The 20,851-nt window shown below is 39.3% G+C and carries 20 protein-coding genes; 10 read left to right on the plus strand and 10 right to left on the minus strand.

Features of this window, described 5'->3' with window-relative positions; all coding sequences use genetic code 11:
- The first annotated feature begins 470 nt into the window (after positions 1–470).
- The 5 genes from M5F03_RS05240 (at position 471) to M5F03_RS05260 (ending at position 4,470) form a co-directional block, all read left to right on the plus strand.
- Complete coding sequence (locus tag M5F03_RS05240; protein WP_249707248.1) at positions 471–1,037, plus strand: hypothetical protein; 567 nt, start codon at positions 471–473, stop codon at positions 1,035–1,037.
- 96 nt (positions 1,038–1,133) lie between these two features.
- Positions 1,134–2,096, plus strand: coding sequence for an allantoinase PuuE (gene puuE / locus M5F03_RS05245; RefSeq protein WP_249707250.1), 963 nt, complete (start codon positions 1,134–1,136; stop codon positions 2,094–2,096).
- A gap of 143 nt (positions 2,097–2,239) precedes the next feature.
- Positions 2,240–2,743, plus strand: a complete 504-nt coding sequence (gene uraD / locus M5F03_RS05250; RefSeq protein WP_249707252.1) for a 2-oxo-4-hydroxy-4-carboxy-5-ureidoimidazoline decarboxylase — start codon at positions 2,240–2,242, stop codon at positions 2,741–2,743.
- Positions 2,740–3,060: a hydroxyisourate hydrolase gene (gene uraH / locus M5F03_RS05255; protein WP_180023718.1), complete on the plus strand. Its 321-nt coding sequence runs from the start codon at positions 2,740–2,742 to the stop codon at positions 3,058–3,060. The genes uraD and uraH overlap by 4 nt, the downstream gene beginning before the upstream one ends.
- 30 nt (positions 3,061–3,090) lie before the next feature.
- Entirely contained in the window at positions 3,091–4,470 is a 1,380-nt protein-coding gene (locus M5F03_RS05260; RefSeq protein ID WP_249707254.1) for a nucleobase:cation symporter-2 family protein, read from the plus strand.
- Between the two features lie 203 nt (positions 4,471–4,673).
- Here M5F03_RS05260 and M5F03_RS05265 read toward each other — a convergent pair whose 3' ends face one another.
- Both M5F03_RS05265 and alc read right to left on the minus strand, forming a co-directional pair.
- Positions 4,674–5,174 (minus strand): ureidoglycolate lyase, encoded by a 501-nt coding sequence (locus M5F03_RS05265; protein WP_180035231.1) that lies wholly within the window; start codon positions 5,172–5,174, stop codon positions 4,674–4,676.
- A 90-nt stretch (positions 5,175–5,264) separates the two neighbouring features.
- Complete coding sequence (alc, locus tag M5F03_RS05270; protein ID WP_249707256.1) at positions 5,265–6,272, minus strand: allantoicase; 1,008 nt, start codon at positions 6,270–6,272, stop codon at positions 5,265–5,267.
- 208 nt (positions 6,273–6,480) lie between these two features.
- On the opposite strand from alc, the gene hpxO reads away from it, so the two are divergent.
- A complete protein-coding gene (gene hpxO / locus M5F03_RS05275; RefSeq protein ID WP_180079084.1) occupies positions 6,481–7,638 on the plus strand; it encodes an FAD-dependent urate hydroxylase HpxO in 1,158 nt (385 codons plus the stop codon).
- A gap of 106 nt (positions 7,639–7,744) precedes the next feature.
- Here the strand turns inward: hpxO and M5F03_RS05280 are convergent, their stop codons facing one another.
- Positions 7,745–8,674 carry a LysR family transcriptional regulator gene (locus M5F03_RS05280; RefSeq protein WP_180079085.1) on the minus strand — a complete coding sequence of 310 codons (930 nt, stop codon included), beginning with the start codon at positions 8,672–8,674 and terminating at the stop codon, positions 7,745–7,747.
- 247 nt (positions 8,675–8,921) lie between these two features.
- Here M5F03_RS05280 and M5F03_RS05285 point away from each other — a divergent pair, with 247 nt between their 5' ends.
- Positions 8,922–9,977 (plus strand): Rieske 2Fe-2S domain-containing protein, encoded by a 1,056-nt coding sequence (locus M5F03_RS05285; protein WP_078193340.1) that lies wholly within the window; start codon positions 8,922–8,924, stop codon positions 9,975–9,977.
- Between the two features lie 87 nt (positions 9,978–10,064).
- Here M5F03_RS05285 and M5F03_RS05290 read toward each other — a convergent pair whose 3' ends face one another.
- Positions 10,065–10,505 (minus strand): DUF2147 domain-containing protein, encoded by a 441-nt coding sequence (locus M5F03_RS05290; protein WP_249707258.1) that lies wholly within the window; start codon positions 10,503–10,505, stop codon positions 10,065–10,067.
- 524 nt (positions 10,506–11,029) lie between these two features.
- Between M5F03_RS05290 and M5F03_RS05295 the strand changes: the two genes are divergently transcribed.
- Together M5F03_RS05295 and hcaR are read left to right on the plus strand one after the other, a co-directional pair.
- Complete coding sequence (locus M5F03_RS05295; protein ID WP_249707268.1) at positions 11,030–11,866, plus strand: SDR family NAD(P)-dependent oxidoreductase; 837 nt, start codon at positions 11,030–11,032, stop codon at positions 11,864–11,866.
- 308 nt (positions 11,867–12,174) lie between these two features.
- Complete coding sequence (gene hcaR, locus M5F03_RS05300) at positions 12,175–13,068, plus strand: DNA-binding transcriptional regulator HcaR (RefSeq protein WP_180133767.1); 894 nt, start codon at positions 12,175–12,177, stop codon at positions 13,066–13,068.
- A gap of 378 nt (positions 13,069–13,446) precedes the next feature.
- Here the strand turns inward: hcaR and benE are convergent, their stop codons facing one another.
- From benE to catA, 6 genes are all read right to left on the minus strand, one after another.
- Positions 13,447–14,670: a benzoate/H(+) symporter BenE gene (gene benE, locus M5F03_RS05305; protein ID WP_249707269.1), complete on the minus strand. Its 1,224-nt coding sequence runs from the start codon at positions 14,668–14,670 to the stop codon at positions 13,447–13,449.
- Positions 14,671–14,733: 63 nt separating this feature from the next.
- The gene (gene benD / locus M5F03_RS05310) at positions 14,734–15,519 is read right to left on the minus strand and encodes a benzoate diol dehydrogenase BenD (RefSeq protein ID WP_111884640.1); all 786 of its coding nucleotides are present in this window, start codon (positions 15,517–15,519) and stop codon (positions 14,734–14,736) included.
- 14 nt (positions 15,520–15,533) lie between these two features.
- Positions 15,534–16,550 carry a benzoate 1,2-dioxygenase electron transfer component BenC gene (benC, locus tag M5F03_RS05315; protein ID WP_111884641.1) on the minus strand — a complete coding sequence of 339 codons (1,017 nt, stop codon included), beginning with the start codon at positions 16,548–16,550 and terminating at the stop codon, positions 15,534–15,536.
- Positions 16,551–16,644: 94 nt separating this feature from the next.
- Positions 16,645–17,154 carry a benzoate 1,2-dioxygenase small subunit gene (gene benB / locus M5F03_RS05320; RefSeq protein ID WP_078190730.1) on the minus strand — a complete coding sequence of 170 codons (510 nt, stop codon included), beginning with the start codon at positions 17,152–17,154 and terminating at the stop codon, positions 16,645–16,647.
- A complete protein-coding gene (benA, locus tag M5F03_RS05325; RefSeq protein WP_078190863.1) occupies positions 17,151–18,548 on the minus strand; it encodes a benzoate 1,2-dioxygenase large subunit in 1,398 nt (465 codons plus the stop codon). The genes benB and benA overlap by 4 nt, the downstream gene beginning before the upstream one ends.
- 85 nt (positions 18,549–18,633) lie before the next feature.
- On the minus strand, positions 18,634–19,554 hold the full coding sequence (catA, locus tag M5F03_RS05330; RefSeq protein ID WP_078193335.1) for a catechol 1,2-dioxygenase: 921 nt from the start codon (positions 19,552–19,554) through the stop codon (positions 18,634–18,636).
- A gap of 281 nt (positions 19,555–19,835) precedes the next feature.
- Between catA and M5F03_RS05335 the strand changes: the two genes are divergently transcribed.
- Positions 19,836–20,750: a LysR family transcriptional regulator gene (locus M5F03_RS05335; protein WP_180027179.1), complete on the plus strand. Its 915-nt coding sequence runs from the start codon at positions 19,836–19,838 to the stop codon at positions 20,748–20,750.
- Positions 20,751–20,851 lie beyond the last annotated feature (101 nt).

Raw genomic sequence — 20,851 nt, forward strand, 5'->3', positions numbered from 1 at the left:
GTTGGTCTACCTTTAGCAGGAACATGCATTTTCAGTTGTTCAACCATTAAATCAAAGGTTGACCATGATATGCCGGTGTATCGCTTAAACTGTGTTTCAGAAAGCTTCTTTGAATCGATATAATTCATCCGCAGATTATGCATGAATATTTAAAATTCTTCGGTACAAATAATCAGCAAGAGACTGTTCGTTTTTTGATTTATGAAAGAGGCTTTATAGTTATACCATTAAAAAATTACTAGATTAAACAAACAATGAGAATGCATATTTTTTTAAATTCCTTACTTACGATGTATTGTTCAATTTCAATATTTATGGTCATTTTTATATATTTTTTATCTAATTGGCAAATATGGGAAAAACATTTTACATTCATTAGTTTAATTTCATTCTTAATACTGGCAATTTGTTTTTACTTTAAATATAACGAAAAATTGAATGATGGTAATATTTTATTCAAGCAGTTGCCAATGAAAGTACAACTACCAATAAGAACTTCAACTATATTATTTTTAAACCTAAATTTGGGTTTTATCTTATTTATATTGGCAGTACTTACGATAGTAATTACAGCTAATATATGGTTTTTTACACTTTGTATTTTTATTATTTGGAATGCAATAATTTGTCATCCTCATATTTGGTTTGTAGATTCAATTGATTTAAAACAAGATATAAAAAATAAAACAAACGAATTTGAAATTCTAAGACAGGATAAAGGTGATTTTGAATATTTTAATGATGGTTTCACATACACTATAACTGGGCCTGAAATAAGCACTAAAACTATATTATGGAAAGATATTCAAAGTATAGATGTCGTACGCCAAGATCTTGGAACCATTGATGAGATTCAGCTCTATATATTGTGTTCAAATACAATCATTTATATTACCGAAACTACACCGGGTTATTACTATTTCATTGATCAACTGCATCAGAAGTTTCCAGAAATAGATGAAATTTGGCAAATTTCAATCATTGCAGATGATTCAGGGCAACCATTCAATATTTTAAAAAAAGGTAATGGTCTCTGATATGAAAAGCTATTTAGCCATCTATGACATTGGCGCATAATTTGCTTGCTTCTACCTAATTTTTTACTGTTTGATATAACAAATTAGGAAGTTGAAGTGACTACAGGCTACTTACGTGGACAAGACTTAATTGACCAGATCCAACAACAGGATTATTCCAGAGACCTAATTGGATATCATGGCGATGTACCTCAAGTCGTATGGCCTAATCAGGCACGTATCGCAGTGCAGTTCGTGTTGAACTATGAAGAAGGTGGAGAAAACCACATCGAACATGGGGATGCAGGATCAGAACAATTCTTATCCGATATTATTGGAGCGGCCAGTTTTCCTGCCAAACATATGTCGATGGACTCGATGTATGAATATGGCTCCAGAGCCGGTTTTTGGCGGATTCATGAAGAATTTAAAAAACGTGATTTACCCATGACGGTCTTTGGCGTTGGTATGGCTTTAGCACGCAATCCTTATATTGTCGATGCGATCAAACAAACCAATTATGATGTCGTTTCACATGGTCAACGCTGGTTACATTATCAGGATATGCCGATAGAGTTGGAACGTCAGCACATGGATCAGGCAATTAGTGTGCTTGAAGCATTATTTGGAAAGACGCCTATTGGTTGGTACACAGGGCGTGACAGTCCCAACACACGTCAGCTATTGGCTGAATTTCCGCAAATCAAATATGACTGCGATCACTATGGTGATGATTTACCTTTTTGGAGTCATTTGACGAATGAAAGTGGTCAAACCCGTCCACATTTAATTATTCCTTATACACTCGAAAGCAATGATATGAAGTTTTGTTCACCGGGTGGTTTCAACAGTGGTGAACAATTTTATCAATACCTTAAAGACGCTTTTGAAGTGCTATATGCAGAAGGTGAAAGCGCGCCAAAAATGTTATCGATTGGGATGCATTGTCGTATTTTAGGGCGACCAGGCCGTTTTAAAGCACTACAACGATTCTTAGATTATGTGCAATCACATGAAAAAGTCTGGATCTGTCGCCGTGGTGATATCGCGGAACATTGGTATACACATCATGCAGTCTAATAAAAAAATATTTGGATAAAGAGGAGCTTAGCTCCTCTTTTTTTAGGCCTGAACTTAGGTAACTGACATCATAGACCTAGGTTGGCACTGATATTGCAAAACTAAATTTGAACAATCATTCAATAATTTTAGGCGATTTTATAGTGCAACTTGTTGAATTTAATAAAGCATCCGAAGCAGATGTAAAAACTTTTTTAAAGCACTGTGTGCAAATTGAAGGCTGGGCAGAACACATTGTGGCGCAGCGCCCTTATACCTCTGTCACGCAAATCACAGAGCAAGCAGTAAAAGCTGCAAATGCTTGGACTTGGGATGAAATCAAAAATGCTCTAGATAACCATCCACGGATTGGTGAAAAAAAGGCACAGGCTGAATTAAGTAGTTTAGAGCAACAATTTTCCAATCGAGAACAGTCTGAAATTTCAGCAGATGAAGAAACTCAATTTGCATTGCTCAAAGGCAATGTCGCGTATGAGAAAAAGTACGGATACCTCTTTTTAATCAAAGCTTCTGGCCTCAGTAGTGAAGATGTATTACAGGCGCTGCAATATCGATTATTGAATGATCCTGAAACCGAAAAACGAATTGTTCATCATCAACTGGCTGAAATTGCCTTATTAAGATTAAAACAGGAGCTTAGCGCATGATTAGCTCACATATTTTAGATACCAATCTAGGCAAACCCGCAGCAAACGTCAGCATTCAATTATTTAATGCACACGGAGAGTTACTAGGTTCAGCCCAAACCAATGCAGATGGTCGTGTCAATGATTTTGCGCTGAAGGACTTTACAGCAGGTGCTTATAGCCTTGAATTTGCGACTGCTGAATATTTTCAGACTTTAAATACCGAAACCTTTTTTCCAAAAGCTGTGATTCATTTTTATGTAAAAGATGCCTCGCAGCATTTTCATATTCCTTTACTCATCAGCCCATTTGCATATTCAACGTATCGCGGAAGCTAAGAGCAAAGTTTAAAAATAGGGGATATAAAAATGACAGAACAAGATAAAACAGTTTCACCAGAACATGAATATTTAGGCGCAGGGAAAAGCCTTGCCTATGGACTACAGCATGTATTAACCATGTATGGCGGTATTATCGCTCCGCCATTGATTATTGGTACAGCCGCGGGACTTGAACCTGCGCAGATCGGTTTATTGATTGCGGCGGCGCTTTTTGTCGGTGGCTTGGCGACCATCCTACAAACCGTAGGTGTGAAATATATCGGTGCAAAATTACCCTTAGTACAAGGTGTTTCATTTGCAGGTGTGGCGACGATGATTGCCATAGTAACCGCAGGCGGTGGGCTTTCTGCTGTTTATGGCGCGGTGATTGTTGCATCTCTAATTGGCTTTTTTCTAGCTCCATATTTTTCAAAAATTATTCGTTTTTTCCCACCGATTGTGACTGGCTGTGTGATCACCGTGATTGGTCTTTCATTGCTTCCTGTAGCGGTACGCTGGATGATGGGGGGGAACAATAAAGCACCAGACTGGGGAAGTGCTGAGAACATCAGCTTGGCATTTTTGACTTTGGGTATTGTGATTGCGCTGAACTTAACCCGTAATGCAACCATCCGACGTTTATCTATTTTGTTAGCCATCGTTTTCGGTACAGTGCTCGCTTATGCCTTTGGCTTTGGAGATTTTTCTAAAGTTGCAAATGGTAACTGGATTCAATTTCCAAGCTTCTTTGCTTTCGGTATGCCAACTTTTGAGTTAAGTGCCATTATTGCCATGCTGATCGTGACTTTAGTCATTATGACTGAAACGACGGCAGACATTATTGCTGTCGGTGAAATTGTTGGTACTAAAGTAGATGCTGAGCGTATTACCAATGGCTTACGCGCTGATATGCTATCTAGTGCAGCAGCACCAATCTTCGGTTCATTCATGCAAAGTGCTTTTGCACAAAATGTCGGTTTAGTAGCGATTACAGGCGTGAAAAGTCGCTTTGTTGTCGCAGCGGGTGGGATGATCTTGGTCGTATTAGGCGTTCTGCCAATTATGGGGCGACTGATTGCAGCGATTCCAGTCCCTGTCTTAGGCGGTGCAGGTTTAGTTTTGTTTGGAACAGTTGCGGCAAGTGGTATTCGTACCTTGGCGAAAATTGACTATAACGAGCAAAAGAATCTCATCATAGTTGCGACTGCGATTGCAGCAGGAATGATTCCAATTATCGATCATTCTTTCTATGCAAACTTCCCGAAATGGGTGCAAACACTCTTTCATTCAGGCATTAGTTCGACTTGTTTGATGGCGATTATTTTAAATATTGTGTTCAATCATCTGAATTTATTTAAAAATAAAGAAGTGACTATGAGCAAAGATCAGGTTAAAAAACCAAGCATGGCGATAGATGTGCAACATTAATCATGGCAGATTTTAAGTCTTAAACCTCACGATGATTCATAAAATAAAAACTTTATAGTTTAAAAAAGCCCTCGAAGTAGAGGGCTTTTTTATTGCGATATTTTTTAATTAAACTATATCAATAGGTTAAATAAAGAATGTATTAACAGATGGTTAAGTGATTTTTAGTCTATTTAACTGTAAGTATTTAAGCTAAAAATACATTAATTTGAAATGTGAATAGGCGTTGGGAACTGAAACACATCACAATTATGCCCAGCGCCAATACGATCGATAACGGCAAAGCTACTCGGTGCTTCGAGTGTTAGGAGAGGATGATGCCATGTTCCTGCACGATAATTGACTCCTTGGCTACCATCAGTAATGAAAGCATATAGCTGTGTAAGATCGGGACTGTGATCATCTAACGCAGGTGCAACAACCACTAAAAAAGCCTGTGCTTGCATTGGAATAAAAGCTTGCGAGCCGTTGGGATGACGCTCCAACATCGAAATCGTAAAAGGCAACTCAGTAGTTTTGATATTTCTAAAGAGGCTAATTCCAGCAACCGCATCACCTGAAATTTCTGTTTCTACGAGGGCATGATATCGCTCTGTATGTGCGTCATTGATGTGGAAAAAATCATGTCCAGTCGTACAAATAACCTCACCAAAAGGCGCAAAGCCTTCAATACTTAGAGCTTGTATTTTTATGCTGTGTGTCATGTTTAGATATCTTATAGGGCATTTAATTAAAAAAAATTGAAACCATACACATAGGAAGCACGAAGGCTTCCTATTTGATTAACACTGCAATTAAGGATGTATTTTTCCCCATAACCGTATGCGACTAATCCCCCCGTCAGGAATCATATTGATGCGGATATGCGATATTTTTTCATGCTTTAAAATCTCACTAACGAAGCTATGAATATGATCCATCTGCATGTCTTGTGCGTCGAGCAAAAACGGCCAGAACATACTTTGCGGAATCAGTTGAGGGTCAGTGGCATCTTCTACATAAATCGCTTGTATGGAAACCTGCACAGGGAAGTTGCCTTTAAAATGGGCAGTATCAATATCAATTTTCTCTATTGCACCAGATTGGCCCAAAGCCAAAATGCACCAGTCAAAACCTGGTGCACGGCGACGTTTAGTTTCCCAACCATCTCCCATATTGATGCCGCGACCAGGGTTAATTATGTTTCGTGGATGTCCAAAATGAGCATCACTATAAGCAATAACACGTCCACCATTTTCTAGTGCAACGAGGTCTAATGTGCTCATACTGTCTTGAATTTGAACCTGAACTTCACCATAGACTTTAAATCGTGCAATACCGCCGTCTGGATATATATTTAAACGCACATGGGTAAAAACCTGATCAGTTGAGACCTTCAATATATGGTGTTGGCTCGGGCCCAATACGGTATTGCCTAAGATATTGACCCATGCTGCCTGTGCTAGTTCACCACTCGGTGCAAAGCAGGCTTCAACTGATGCGGAAGCTGGATAATTCCCAGTAAAGAATGTTGTATCAATATCTAAGGCTTGAATTCGGCCAGCAACACCGAGTTGGATAATTGCCCAATCATAACCTGCATGGCGTTTACGACGCGTTTCCCAACCATCCATCCATTTGCCATGCTCATCAAATTTATCTTCGACAAAGATAGGTGCATTAAATTGAAGCATGCGTTTTGCTTCTGCAAAAAAATCATCTGAACATTCAAGTATTTTTGCACCAATACGGTCATCTGCTAAATTTGTAAGTGTCTGTAATTGTGCAGGAATATCAAAACTTGGTGCGAGTAAAGTCGCCATATATAAAATCCATTCACTATTTTCATTTAAAACATATGCATTTTGTTTTTAGTGTTAAAAATTTAACATTTGATAAAAACTAGCATTTACACGTGTTTAGAAGCACAGCCTGTGCCAACTTTAGAATTTTTTATTGTTTGTTTGAAAAAATGGCATGCTTTTCGCTTTTTAGGAGAAAGATATTTAAAAAAACACAGGGGAGTTATAGATGGACATTACAATTATTGGTGCAGGTATGGCGGGCCTAACGACTGGGATCGCTTTGAAAAAATTTGGACACCAAGTAACCATCTATGAACAGGCAGAACAAATTTTACCTGTTGGAGCCGCCATTTCTTTATGGTCTAACGGTGTCAAATGTTTGAACTATTTGGGGCTAACCGAACAAGTCGAAAAGCTCGGTGGCAAGATGGATCATTTAGCCTATATCGATGGCTTAACGGGCGATGTTATGACGCAGTTTAGTCTGTTTCCTTTAATCGAAGAAGTTGGACAGCGACCTTATCCCGTTTCACGTGCTGACTTACAAAATATGCTTATGGATGAATTTGGTCGTGAGAATATTCATCTAGGCAAAAAAATGGTGAGCTTCTCAGAACAAGATGATCAAGTGATCACACATTTTGCTGACGGAAGTGAGGTTCTGGCTGATTTATTGGTTGGCGCCGATGGTACACATTCATTGACACGGGCGTATGTATTGGGGGAACAAGTTGAGCGCCGCTATGCAGGTTATGTCAATTGGAACGGTTTAGTCGATATTTCAGAAGAATTTGCTGCGGCAGATCAATGGACGACATTTGTAGGAGAAGGTAAACGTGTTTCGCTGATGCCCGTTGCCGACAATCGATTCTATTTCTTCTTTGATGTCCCTTTAGCAGCAGGCTTAGAAAATGACCGAACACAATATAAGGCTTTATTTAAAGAATACTTTAAGGGCTGGTGTGAACCGGTTCAAAAGCTAATTGATGCTGTAGATGCCCAAAAAACCAATCGGGTAGAAATTCATGATATTGAACCTTTTGCAGATTTCTACAAAGGTCGTGTGGTGATTGTGGGTGATGCAGCACACAGCACAACGCCGGATATTGGACAAGGCGGCTGCCAAGCAATGGAAGACGCAATATATTTAGCCCGTTCTTTGCAAATCAATACTTTAGGGTTGCAAGATTCATTGCGTCGTTATCAAAATAAACGTAATGAACGTGCCAATGAATTGGTTCTGCGAGCGCGTAAGCGTTGTGATGTAACCCATATGAAAGATGTAAGCGTAACGCGCGAATGGTATGCAGAACTGCGTAAGGAACAAGGCAATCATATTATGAAAGGTATTATCAGTAATATTGTAGGTAATCCATTGGATTAAAAAAATAAACTAATAAAACTTTAGCTTTCAGCAGCCAGTACGGGTTATTCGCACTGGCATTTTTTTTTCAAAAAATTAAGTGACAAAAAAAGCCTAAATAATGGTTTTAGGGGTTCAAAGATTTTAAATTGATCTTAATTTCTTCCATTTTTTCCACCAAAAGATTAATCATGATCTGAGAAATTCGAGAGGTTTGGCGCTTCGATGCGACACATAAAGCGATGGTCAAACTGTGTAAGCCTTTTTCACGGATTGGTTTAAAAATAATCTTATTATTCTCAAGCAGTGGCAAAGCATCCATGTATGACATCAAACTGATGCCTAATTGTTGCTGAACCAATGACAATATCATTCTAATGTCATTACATTCGATCTTTTGAATCGGACTAAACTTATGATGTTTATATAAAGTCTGTACATATTCACTAATAATGAGTGGTTCACTCGGTAAAATATGCCGTTCATTTAACGTATCTGAAAGATAAATTTTATCCATTCCACCCAGGGTATGATGCGGCGACATCACAAAGCCTAACGGAATTTCTATAAAGGATAAAATCTCTAATTGGCTATGGCTTTTGGGATTTAAGATAATGCCAAAATCTAATTCTGCATCGACGATTTTTCTGGATATATCATCACTGCTATTCATGTTGATGTTGAGGTTGATCCACGGATAAGTTTCAGCCATCTTTTGAATGCAGTCGACGACAAAACTGTCATTCAAAGCCGCAATAAAGCCCATTTCAATGTTTCCACGGTTTAAACCTTGGATTTCATCAAATCGAGTTCGTGTCAGTTGATATTCTTTTTGCCATTTTAATAAATCGGCATACAGTAATTCACCTGCAAGCGTCAGTTTTAAGCCCTGAGGTAATCGTTCAAATAGGGCAACCCCCAGTTCTTCCTCTGCCAAAACGATTTGTCGATGTACTGCCGAAACTGAAATAAAAAGTTGTTCAGCAGCTTTGCGTAGACTCCCAGTGCGTGCAACCGCCATAAAATATTCAGAAAATCTAGAAAAGGTAATCGACATACAGGCTTCAATCTCTATCGCGTGATCAGCGAATCATAATGTTATGTATTTTAAGCGATATTCATGCCAGCTTTATCAAATCAAGCAGTATTCAACACTTAATGTTCTAAAAAACAGAACAATCTATGCAAATCATTCTAATAGACAGAAATGTGTTTGGATTTTAATTTCGACTTAGAAAATAAGGATTTAGTAAATTTTGATGATGCTAAATGCTGAAGAAATATTGAAAATGTCGAGATGAACTATGAATGCCATTCCAGTACTCAATTTATTTACCCAACCTCAGTGCAGTACATTTGATGCTAACGACTGGAATATTTTGGCGCAGCATTGGTATCCCGTTGCACGTGTAGAAGATGTTTCGACTGAACCGCAACAAGTGCAATTACTCGATGTAAAAATGGCGTTATATCAAACTGAAAGTGGAAAAATTCATTTGGTTCGTGACATTTGTCCACATCGAGGGGTGCCATTAACTAAAGGCTGGGTCAAGGGTGAAGACATTATTTGTCCATATCATGGTTTACATTATAACGGCGCAGGAAAGTGTGTAAAAATTCCCGCACAGCCAGAGCTGACTCAAATTTCAGAGCGTTTTTCATTAACTAAATTTCCAGTTGTATTGAAATATGGATTGGTGTGGACCAGTTTATTTAACCGAGACGAATCTACGGCCAATTTTCCAGATTTAGACACGTGGGATACCGAGCAGCACCAATCGATATTGCCACCTTATGTAGATATTGGTGGTTCAAGTGGGCGTCAGCTCGAAGGCTTTATTGATGTTGCACATTTCGCATGGGTGCATCATGAGAGCTTTGCAGACCGTGAAAATCCTAAAGTACAAAAATATTCCACAGTACGTACGGACTATGGACTACATACAGAATATCTCAGTGATGTGAGTAATTATCCGCATGGCTTACAACATTTAGCGCCAGAAGATTTTTTATGGAAAAGAACATTTGATGTCTATCCGCCATTTTCAGCAATTTTAACCATCGATTTTCCTGAAAATGGGGTGTTGAAAATCTTAAATGCCTGTTGTCCTGTATCACATAATAAAACCCGTTTATTTGTGCCTTTAACTCGAAATTTTGATACCACAGGAGATTTACAAGCAGTTTATGATTTTAATGCACAAATTTTTGCTGAAGATCAGGACATGGTGGAAAGTCAAAAACCTGAGGAATTGCCACTGGATATCAGTATGGAGGCGCATTTCGAAGCAGATCGCTCATCCACAACCTATCGTCGCATATTAGCCGAATGGGGGCTAAGCAAACGTTATACCGTTTAAATTTTATATTCGAATAATTTTATATTTGAAGTATTCATGCAAAAAAGCGACTCAATCGAGCCGCTTTTTGAATTTGTACACTAAGGATTAGTTTACACGTATCCATGTTTGGCTGCGTCCAAGCGCAGATACACCAATATAGCCACGACCATTTAAAGTCTTGCCGTCATTCGACATTTTCGCATTGAAGCTATAGGTTTTACCATTTTTGGGGTCAGTAATTTTACCGCCGTCATAGGTATTTTTACCGGTATTTTTTAAACCGTTCACGATTTGTACACCGAGTAATGGTTTATTGTGGAATTTACCTACACATTTTTGGCAGTTTTCTGCTTCACCCGGGGTGAGTACATCAACGATTTTTGCAGATAAAACGCCATTTGAGGTTTCGTTAAATTGAACTACAGATAAAGGTTTTTTGGTTTGGTCATCGATGGTTTTCCATTTAGTACCATGCAATGGATCAGCAGCCAATGCTAAGCTAGACATCAGTGATAAACCGATTAGGCTAAGAGTTGTTTTTATCATTTTAGAACCTCTATTGAACATAGTAAGAGATGTGCATCCCTGATCTTCCAAAGGGTGGATACACAAGACTTGGAAAATTACAAAGCATCAGCCTTGCTTTCTTCAAGGACTATATTCACAAAAAAATAAGTATATATTGTGGATTTTATATACTGATTTTGAATATCTAGAATCTGGATCGTGTAGAAAAATAGAATAAATGTTGAGCTTTGTTTATAACATTTGGGGTTTGTATCACTTTTATAAATATCAAACGCAATTTGATTTAAAAAAATTGGAGCTACAATCCGCAAAAAAGCAGGAGCTAAAAGGCTCATTTAAGCTTTTAATTTTTGCTCTAATCATGACGAATTACATTCATTTGATTTGAAGAAATACCGCTAAAAAACTATGTATAGTATTCATATTTTAAAATTAAATAAAATCATTTCATTCATAGATTAGATCTCGTTAAGCTTGTGCTATGAATAATACGAAAATGCGGCTTGATCACTGAACTGGATTAAGTGTGTATAGGAATAACGATGAAAAATTTTAACAACAAAGTCGCAGCCATTACTGGAGCAGGTTCAGGTATTGGACAGCAATTAGCCATTCAACTGGCTCAATCAGGTGCGCATCTAGCATTAAGTGATCGCAACCTCGACGGCCTTGCACAAACGGCTGAAATGATTAAGCACACCGGTGTGAAAATAACTCAGACCCAGTTAGATGTATCTGATCGTGCCGCTGTCGAGCAATGGGCGGCTGCAACCCAAGCTGAATTTGGTCAGGTCAATTTGATCTTTAATAATGCGGGTGTCGCGCTAGCCAGTACAGTAGAAGGTATGCATTATGATGAAATTGAGTGGATTATGAATATCAATTTCTGGGGCGTGGTGTATGGGACAAAAGCATTTTTACCGTACTTAAGACAAAGTGGCGATGGACATATTGTGAATATTTCCAGCTTATTTGGTTTGACAGCTCAACCGACTCAAAGTGCCTATAATGCAACGAAGTTTGCAGTCCGTGGTTTTACAGAATCTTTACGTCAAGAATTAGATTTGGAAAATGTCGGAGTGAGCGCTACCTGCGTGCATCCGGGTGGAATTCGAACCAATATTGCAAATAGCGCACATATGAGTGACAGTATTCGCGCGTTGGGTATGAACCCAGATAGAGCCACGAAAGCCTTTAATAAAGTGCTGAAAACACCGCCTGAAGTTGCAGCAAAAGTGATTTTAGATGCAGTGAAACAGAATAAACGTCGTGTTTTAATCGGCAATGACGCCAAAATCATTGATTTAATTCAGCGGATTGCACCTACACGTTATGCCCAAGCCATAGATCTGCTCAGTGGTAAGAAAAAGCGTAAATAATTCAAAGATAAGTAAAAAAGGGATGATGCAACATGATCCCTTTTTTTTTGTTTTTGTCAAAATATATATTTGAAAATGTATTTCTAAACTGAATTTTGCGGTGCTAGAGAAGTCGCTATTTTGAAATCACAAAAATTTAGCATGAGTTCAATTGATTAAAAATTTTGAACTATTTAGAAGTAAAATATGAGAAAAAATGATATTTAAATAAAAAATGAACACTTCACCACAAAATATAAGACTATTTTAGCTTGCTAACAGAATTGTATTAAAAACGTCCTAAGGATTGGACTACACAGGTGACTTAAATGGAATTAAGACATTTAAAATATTTTGTCATGGTTGCACAAGAACTTAATTTTAGCCAAGCGGCCTTAAAACTTTATACGGCTCAGCCTTCTCTTAGCCAACAAATCAAAGATCTCGAAGAGTTTATTGGCGTACAGTTATTTATTCGCTCTAAACGTAAAGTTGAACTGACCGATGAAGGAATTGTGTTTTTAGAACATGCCAAAAACATTTTAGAAAGTGCCGATAAAGCAGTTGCAATGACGCGCCAAGTCAAAAAAGCCAAAGACCAAAAGATCACCATTGGCTTTGTACCAGTTGCAGAAATGAAAATTTTTCCTTTTATTATTCCGAAACTCACAGAGATGTTTCCTGACTTAAAAGTTGAACTTTTGAGCTTAAATGACACGCAAATCGTCAGTGATTTACATAATGGGCGTATTGATATCGCCATATCAAGGGCAGATGTTAATAACCATGAAATTTCGAGCCAGTTGATATTTGAAGAGCCTTTGATTTTCTTGATGAATAATCAGCATCCATTTGCAAATCAAAATAAAATATCAGTCAAATCTTTAGAAGAAATAGATTTTATTATTCCGGCTGAGGAAGTGTCGTCAGTTTTGCATCATAAGATTTTAAAATTTGCAGAAGACAAAAAGATCAACTTAAAAATCATCCAACGCGCCAGTAATATTTTATTCAACATTAATTCAATCAATATCACACAGTCGTGTACGATTTTACCGAGTTATATTGCAGATATTGCTTATGAAAATATTATTGTCAAAAAGTTAGATACGGACCTTCCAACAATCAACTTATATATGAGTAAGCGCAGTACAAATTCATCACCTAGTGTGCAAGCATTTATAAATTTAATTAACGATTTTTTTCATTTGAAGTTTGATTGAAGTATATCATTTAGTTAAATGATTCTGTTCAATAAATAATCTTCTTAGGGGGTAAAAACCTTTAGATTTACGCTGCTGATAAAGTTTATGTTGGTTCAAATTAGATGGTTTTTTTTAAACTAAGGCTAGGTGGCGATTACTTCATCATAAAAATTGAATCTGTGCGTTGCTATGCTTATTTGCCTAAAGGGTTCACTGGATTGCCAAAGTTGTAGAGCTTTTATTGACTGCTGTGGGATTAGATGTTCAAGAAGCTTTTGAAATCGCTCATCGAGAATTGCCTGAATTAACCGAAGTCTAAATGAAAGCATTTTATTTTTGATTAAACAAAGAAGATGTAATTTTCCATCTTCTTTGTATTAACAATGCGTTTGGATATTATGAACTTTTAGAATCTTGAGTCGTTATTATCGGTGCTTGTGTGGCTACTCGTTTGGTCAAAATGACATGTGCCGCGACACCGATACAAATCCCCCAAAATACTGAGCTTAGCCCTAAAAAATGCATACCTGAGGCTGTCGCTAAAAATGTGATCAGCGCTGCATCACGGTTGGCCTCATTTTTCATCGCAACCGACATATTTGTTCCAATCGCACCTAATAACGCTAGACCTGCAAGTGCAGCGACCAACTCTTTAGGTAATAGGCTAAATAACATGACAATACTGCCTGCAAATAAGCCGCCTAAAATATAAAAAATACCATTGGCAATACCGGCTATATAGCGTTTTTCTTTCAGTTCATGTGCATCTTTGCCCATACACATGGCTGCGGTGATAGACGCTAAAACAATGGTAATGCCTCCGACACATGCGACAGCGAGCGAGGCAATACTGGTCGCTGTGATAATCGGCTTGGCTGGCGTGTCATATCCACTGAGTTTCATGATCGCCATCCCCGGAAGGAATTGACCACTCAGACTGACTAAGATTAAGGGAATCGCCAAATTTAAAGTTGAGTTCCAAGTCCAAATTGGGGCAATAAACTGCGGTATAGCGAGTTGAAAATTCACATCAACAGGATTAATTTTTCCTAATGAAAAACTCAAAACGACTCCAGTCAATAAGACCCAAATCATCGCGTAGCGTGGCGATAGTCTTTTAGAAATCAGAAAGACCAATAACATGCCAAAGACAATGATCGGCATACTATCTGTAGCAATGAACAGTCCAAGTCCAAACTGAAATAAAATACCTGCCATCATCCCCGCAGCGACATCTTGAGGAATCCATTTTAAGAGTTTGTCAAAATAACCAGTGATGCCGATCAAAAAAATAACAATAGCGGACGTGATATAAGCTGCTATGGCTTCATTCAGTGAAATATTCGGAAAGAGGGTGACTAAAAGCGCCGTACCAGGCGCTGACCACGCGGTAATCACTGGGGTTTTATATTTAATAGAGAGATAAATACCCGCCAGTGCTGCACCAATAGAAATCCCCCAAATCCATGAAATCATTATGGCTGGGGAAACTTGAGCTTTTTGTGCGGCTTGGAAAAAAATAATCAGTGGACCTGAATAGGAGATCAGCACGGCTAAAAATCCTGCAACCGTCGCTGAGATCGACCAATCTTCTTTTAATGTTTTTAACAGGGGTGCCATCGCTTTTGCCTCCATGCGACTATGTCAATGAGCCTGTTGAATTTAACCAATGATTTTTAGAGATTAACCTTGATCTCCACCACCAACAGGGACGACTGTTCCTGTCATATAAGATGAATCATCGGATGCCAAAAATAGGATGGCATTGACTTGTTCCTGAATTGTGCCATAGCGTCCCAAGAATGTACGGTCAATGGTTTGATCGACTACGTCTTGCATCCATTGTTTTTCATGATCTGACAATGGGTTTGCGTTTCTTGGTACTTTCCGTGGTGGCGCTTCTGTGCCACCTGTGGCTACGGCATTGACTCGAATACCATCTTTGGCATGCTCAAAAGCGAGTGCAGCGGTTAAGCCATTGACCCCACCTTTTGACGCTGAATATGGCACACGGTTAATACCACGGGTTGCAATAGAAGATACATTCACAATCGTCCCTTGCTGATTTTTAATCATTTCAGGTAACACGGCTCGGCAGCACCACATAGTTGGAAATAATGAACGATTAACTTCCTTAATGATTTCTTCTTCTGAAAACTCTTGGAAGGGCTTCATCCAAATCGCACCGCCAACGTTATTGATCAAGATATCAATTCGGCCATATTTTTTAATGGCTTGGGTAGCAACTAATTGAGCGCCTGAATATGTTTCAAGATTGGCTTTAATAATAATGGCATCGCCATTATGGGCTTGAATATCGTTCAGCGTATCTTCAACAAAATCTGAAAGATCTGCCAATACCACTTGAGCGCCTTCTCGGGCCACTTGTAGTGCGACTCCACGACCGATACCTTGAGCGGCACCGGTTACAATCACAACTTTATTGCTAAATCTGGCTTGTTCTGACATTAAACTATTCTCCCTTAATTCGCTGAGAATTTTTCAAACAAGAAGTTTGCAGGTTTAACGCCTTCTGTATCTAACCAGCCACGTACAGCTTCAACCATCGGCACAGGACCACAGAGATAAATATCTACATCGCCGTTGTTTAACCAATCTTTTTCAACATGACTGGTCACATAGCCTTTACGTTCATGCTGTGACTCAGGGTGAGCGACCACAGTACGGTATTCGAACCACGGGAGTTTGCTTTGTAATTCATCGAGCTTGTCTTTTGCCACGATGTCAAAGTCATTGGTTACGCCAAATACAAGACGAACAGGTTGTTCAGAACCTTTTTCTTCAAGCACTTGTAACATGGACATAAACGGCGCAATACCTGTACCACCTGCAAGCATGACCACTGGGCGGACGACATTACGCAGATAAAAACTACCGAAAGGTCCTTTGAAGGTCATTTTGTCGCCGGCTTTCGCATCGGCACTTAGGAAAGTACTCATTTTGCCTTCAGGGACATTACGAACCACGAAGCCTGTTAAACGATTACCCGGCTTTGAACTAAACGAATACGAACGAGTTTCTTCAGTCCCCGGAATGCCGACATTGACGTATTGACCTGCCAAGAAGTTAATGTCAGGTTGATCTTCATCCAGTTGAATATCAAAGGTAATCGTAGAATCCGACATATTTTCAACACGAGACAATGTGCCTTGAAACTCATGAATTTCAGTTTTACACACGTCAGATGATGCACTGATTTGGAAAACCGCATCTGAACTTGGACGACATTGGCAAGCTAAAATATAACCTTGCTCAGCTTCTTCGGGGGTTAAAGCGTCTTCGATATAAGATTCTTCAGGCATGTCGTAAGTACCCGACTCACAAAATGCACGGCATGTCCCACAGGCGCCATCACGGCAATCTAGAGGGATATTGATTTTTTGACGATAGGCTGCGTCGGATAGGGTTTCACCTTGAGCAACACTAATAAAACGAGTAACGCCATCTTCAAATTGAAGTGCAACATTATGGTTTGACATGGCTGAATATCCTTTTGAAAATCTGGTATAACGTGTCCTTTCAGCCAAATATCCTTCTGGCTGAAAGTAAAAACTTGCTTAGTGAAATAAGCTTTTAGAGGTGATAAATATCAATAACTTGGTTGATATAATCGTTTTTCAGAACAACATATTTGCTGAGGATTTTTGGCTGCTCACCTGAAAAATCAATTTCATAACGTGACATGCCAAAGTAGCTATAGTTGGTTTTGTAGCGGAAACTTAAGGTGTTCCAGTTAAAACGCACCGTTACTTTGTCACCATCACGTTCAATAATCTCGACGTTATTAATGTTGTGGCTGGTTCGGGTATCTGGCATCGTGGCAGATGAACGCTCAGTTTTAATGCGGAAGACACGGTCTTCTAAACCTTGGCGGTCTGGATAATAAATCAAAGAAATCTCAGACTGCGGATCTTCTGTCAGGCGGTCATCGTCATCCCAAGCCGGCATCCAAAATGATGCAGATGGGGCATAGCACGCTAGCCACTCATCCCACTGTTCATCATCTAAAAAACGCGCTTCGCGGTAGAGGAACTGAGATACAGCTTCAATGCTTACGCTGTCTAAATGTGCAGTTGCATTCATGCGACATCTCCTTGTTCATTTGCGACTTGTTCTGCCAATTCTTTTTCTTCAGCGATGGCATGTTTCATGGTTTTTAACCAATATTGATGCTGAGCAAGGTAAAGACCTTCATCTTCGGTTTTGATGCCACTTAATAGTGGTTTTAATCCAATTTCATTGGCTGCATCATCCGGTCCATGAATCCAGTGTTTTGAACCACGGCACATGTCGTTCCATTCCAGTTCAATCCCTGCATAACCTGCTTGGCAGGCACGGAATTCTTCTAAATCGTCAGGTGTTGCCATGCCTGAAGCATTAAAGAAGTCTTCATATTGACGAATACGACGTGTACGTGCTTCTGGCTCTTCACCGACAGGGGCGATACAGTAAATGGTGACTTCAGTTTTATTGACAGAAATCGGGCGTAAAACGCGAATTTGTGAACCGAATTGATCCATCAAATAGACGTTTGGATAAAGACATAGGTTACGTGAACGCTCGATCATCCATTTCGACATCGGTGCGCCGAATTTTTCGGTATATTCATCGGCTTTGCTAAAGTTTGGACGGTCTTCTGGGTTTGCCCATTGGGTCCATAACAACATGTGACCACTGTCAAAACCATAAGAACCACCACCTTGCTTGCCCCAAGAACCCGCACTCATGGCACGAATATTATCTGCCGCTTGTGCTTCTTTACGGTGCTGAGTGGTCGCTGCATAGTTCCAATGCACGGCTGATACGTGATAGCCATCTGCGCCATTTTCAGCTGTCAGTTTCCAGTTACCTTCATAGGTATAGGTAGATGAACCACGTAAAACTTCCAAACCGTTTTCCGACTGACCTTCGATCATGTCGATAATTTTGGTGGTTTCACCTAAGAATTCTTCAAGGCTTGGCACATCAGGATTTAAGCTACCAAATAAAAAGCCTTTATAACTTTCAAAGCGCGCGACTTTTTTCAAGTCATGTGAACCATCTTGGTTAAAGCAATCTGAATAACCAGCTTCAGCAGGGTCTTTAACTTTGAGCAATTTACCTGAGTTATTAAAAGTCCAACCATGGAATGGACAGGTGTAGGTTGCTTTGTTGCCTTTTTTATAACGACATAACTGTGCGCCACGGTGTGAGCAGGCATTGATCATGGCATTCAGTTCACCATTACGGTTACGTGCAATGATGATCGGCTGGCGACCGATATGAGTCGTGTAATAATCATTGTTATTTGGAATTTGGCTTTCATGTGCTAAATACACCCAGTTACCTTCAAAAATGTATTTCATTTCAAGATCAAATAACGCTTGATCAGTAAATACTGAGCGGTGCAGTTTAAATTCACCAGTGTCAAAATTATCGACAAGAAGTTCATCAATACGATCTAGATGGCTGGTGTTAATTACAGGAATACGTGGCATGTCCATTCTCCGACTGTCCAATGAGGGGATAGTCACCGAGTTGTCAAACTTGGATGAGACAGCTCGGCTTCCTTAGATTGAGTAATTAAGCGCTAGCGCGTCGACGATCTACTTCAGTATTTGGTGCAGCAGCTTGTTCTTTAACTAACTCAACATTAAAGCTAATGTGCTTAAACGGTTGGTTTAGACCACGACGTGCAATTTCAGCTTCGTCTGTGATATCAACAGCAGTTGCCACCAGACCATCACGAGTTGCAAAGGCAAAGTCGTCCCAAAGGTATTTATCACCTTCGATGTTGAATTGAGTAGTTAGCTTGCGGTAACCCGGTGCAGAGATAAAATAATGAACATGTGATGGACGGTTACCATGACGGCCTAATTTGTCTAAAACAAATTGAGTTGTACCTTCTGGAGGGCAGCCATAACCAACGGGCATCGTAGTTTGTGCAACATATTTACCGTCTTGGTCAGAAAGAATCGTACGGCGAAGGTTAAAGTCAGATTGTGACTTATCAAAGAAAGAATAGTTACCCAGGCTGTTGGCATGCCAAATTTCAACTTTAGCGCCTTCAATGATGTTGCCTTCGGTATCTGTTACTGTACCCTCAATAAACAGAGTTGGAATTTTATCGGTTTCCGTACCATCATCCATACGAGCAAAGCCAACTGATTCAGGTGCGCCAGCTACATATAAAGGACCTTCAATGGTACGTGGTGTACCACCTGTAATACCTGCTTTCGCATCAGCTTCATCGGCACGTAAATCAAGGTAGTGCTCTAAACCTAAACCAGCGGCTAAAAGACCTAATTCGTTTGCTTGACCCGCGTCTGTAAAATATTCTAGACCTTTCCATAGTTCAGTTTGAGTAATATCCAGATCTTCAATCGCTTGGAATAAATCACCCAATAAACGTACCACAACTTGCTGTACACGTTGGTCAACAGGCCCTGTCGCTGTATCTACGTTCATTTGTTTAACCAGAACATCAATCTCTTGACGGTTCATACTATATCTCCTTAAGTATGCATTTAAGTATGGGTGGCTATCACTCGATAAAAGAGGTCTTTGGCTGCCACGTTCCTTGTTTGGTTGTCTAACAATACTTTTTAAGTTGTTTCGTGTAGCGGCTGAAGTTTCTTTCAGGTAATGGGCTGCACGATGTTTTTGATCTGTTGGATGGGATTAAAGTTGCTTAATCCTGTCTATGTGATATACCTTAAAAGAATAAAATCTTCACGTCGAAGATCAAATTTGCATTTTATTATACTTAATAGGTATCGATAGCCATGGAACTAAGACACTTAAGATACTTTGTCGCAGTGGTTGAAGAGCAGAGTTTTACCAAAGCGGCAGAAAAACTATATATAGCTCAACCACCTTTGAGTCGGCAGATTCAAAATTTGGAACATGAGCTTGGAATTCAGTTATTTGAACGCGGTAGCCGTCCGCTTAAGACTACAGAAGCGGGCCAATTTTTTTATCATCATGCTTTAAAACTTTTGTCTAATGCAGAAGAAATAAAATCGATGACGAAACGAATCGGTTTGACAGAACGGACCGTGACGATTGGTTTTGTGAGCTCTTTATTGTTTGGTTTACTTTCGAATATTTTGTATTTATTTAAACAACAACACCCACATTTAAAAATAGAAATGGAGGAAATGGCCACCACAGAACAAATCAAAGCATTGAAAGAAGGTCGTATAGATGTCGGCTTTGGTCGATTGCGTATTTCAGACCCCGCGATCAAACGGGTTTTACTGCGCGAAGAACGCTTAGTAGTAGCCTTACATGCTAGTCATCCTTTGGCACAAAAAAAGGAAGGGGTATATCTTGCAGATCTGATCGATCAGCAATTGATTTTTTACCCAAATCACAATAAACCGAATTTTTCGACCCAAGTGCGTGGCATATTTTCAGAGTATGGTTTGGAACCTAAAAAAGTACGTGAAGTTCGTGAATTACAACTGGCATTGGGCTTTGTTGCAGCGAACGAAGGGGTTTGTATCACCCCAATGAGTGCCCAAAGTGTGCAATTAACACATTTAACCTTTGTTCCTATCTTAGATGAAGCCGCGATTAGCCCTGTATTTATGGCTGTGCGTCATATGGATGAAAGCGAAGATATTCGTGGTTTATTTGATAGTGTTTATCAAGTATATGATTTAGAAGCGATTCCTTATGATCGTGCTGTGTTTTGAGTATGCTGTCGCTAGACGTTCAGATGAACTGCACATATGAAATGATCTATTTAAATAAAGCGGAATCAAGGGATTAATTTGTATTCAACTTTTTAGGTATA

The sequence above is a fragment of the Acinetobacter amyesii genome, assembly GCF_023499985.1.
In the GTDB taxonomy this organism is placed as follows: domain Bacteria; phylum Pseudomonadota; class Gammaproteobacteria; order Pseudomonadales; family Moraxellaceae; genus Acinetobacter; species Acinetobacter amyesii.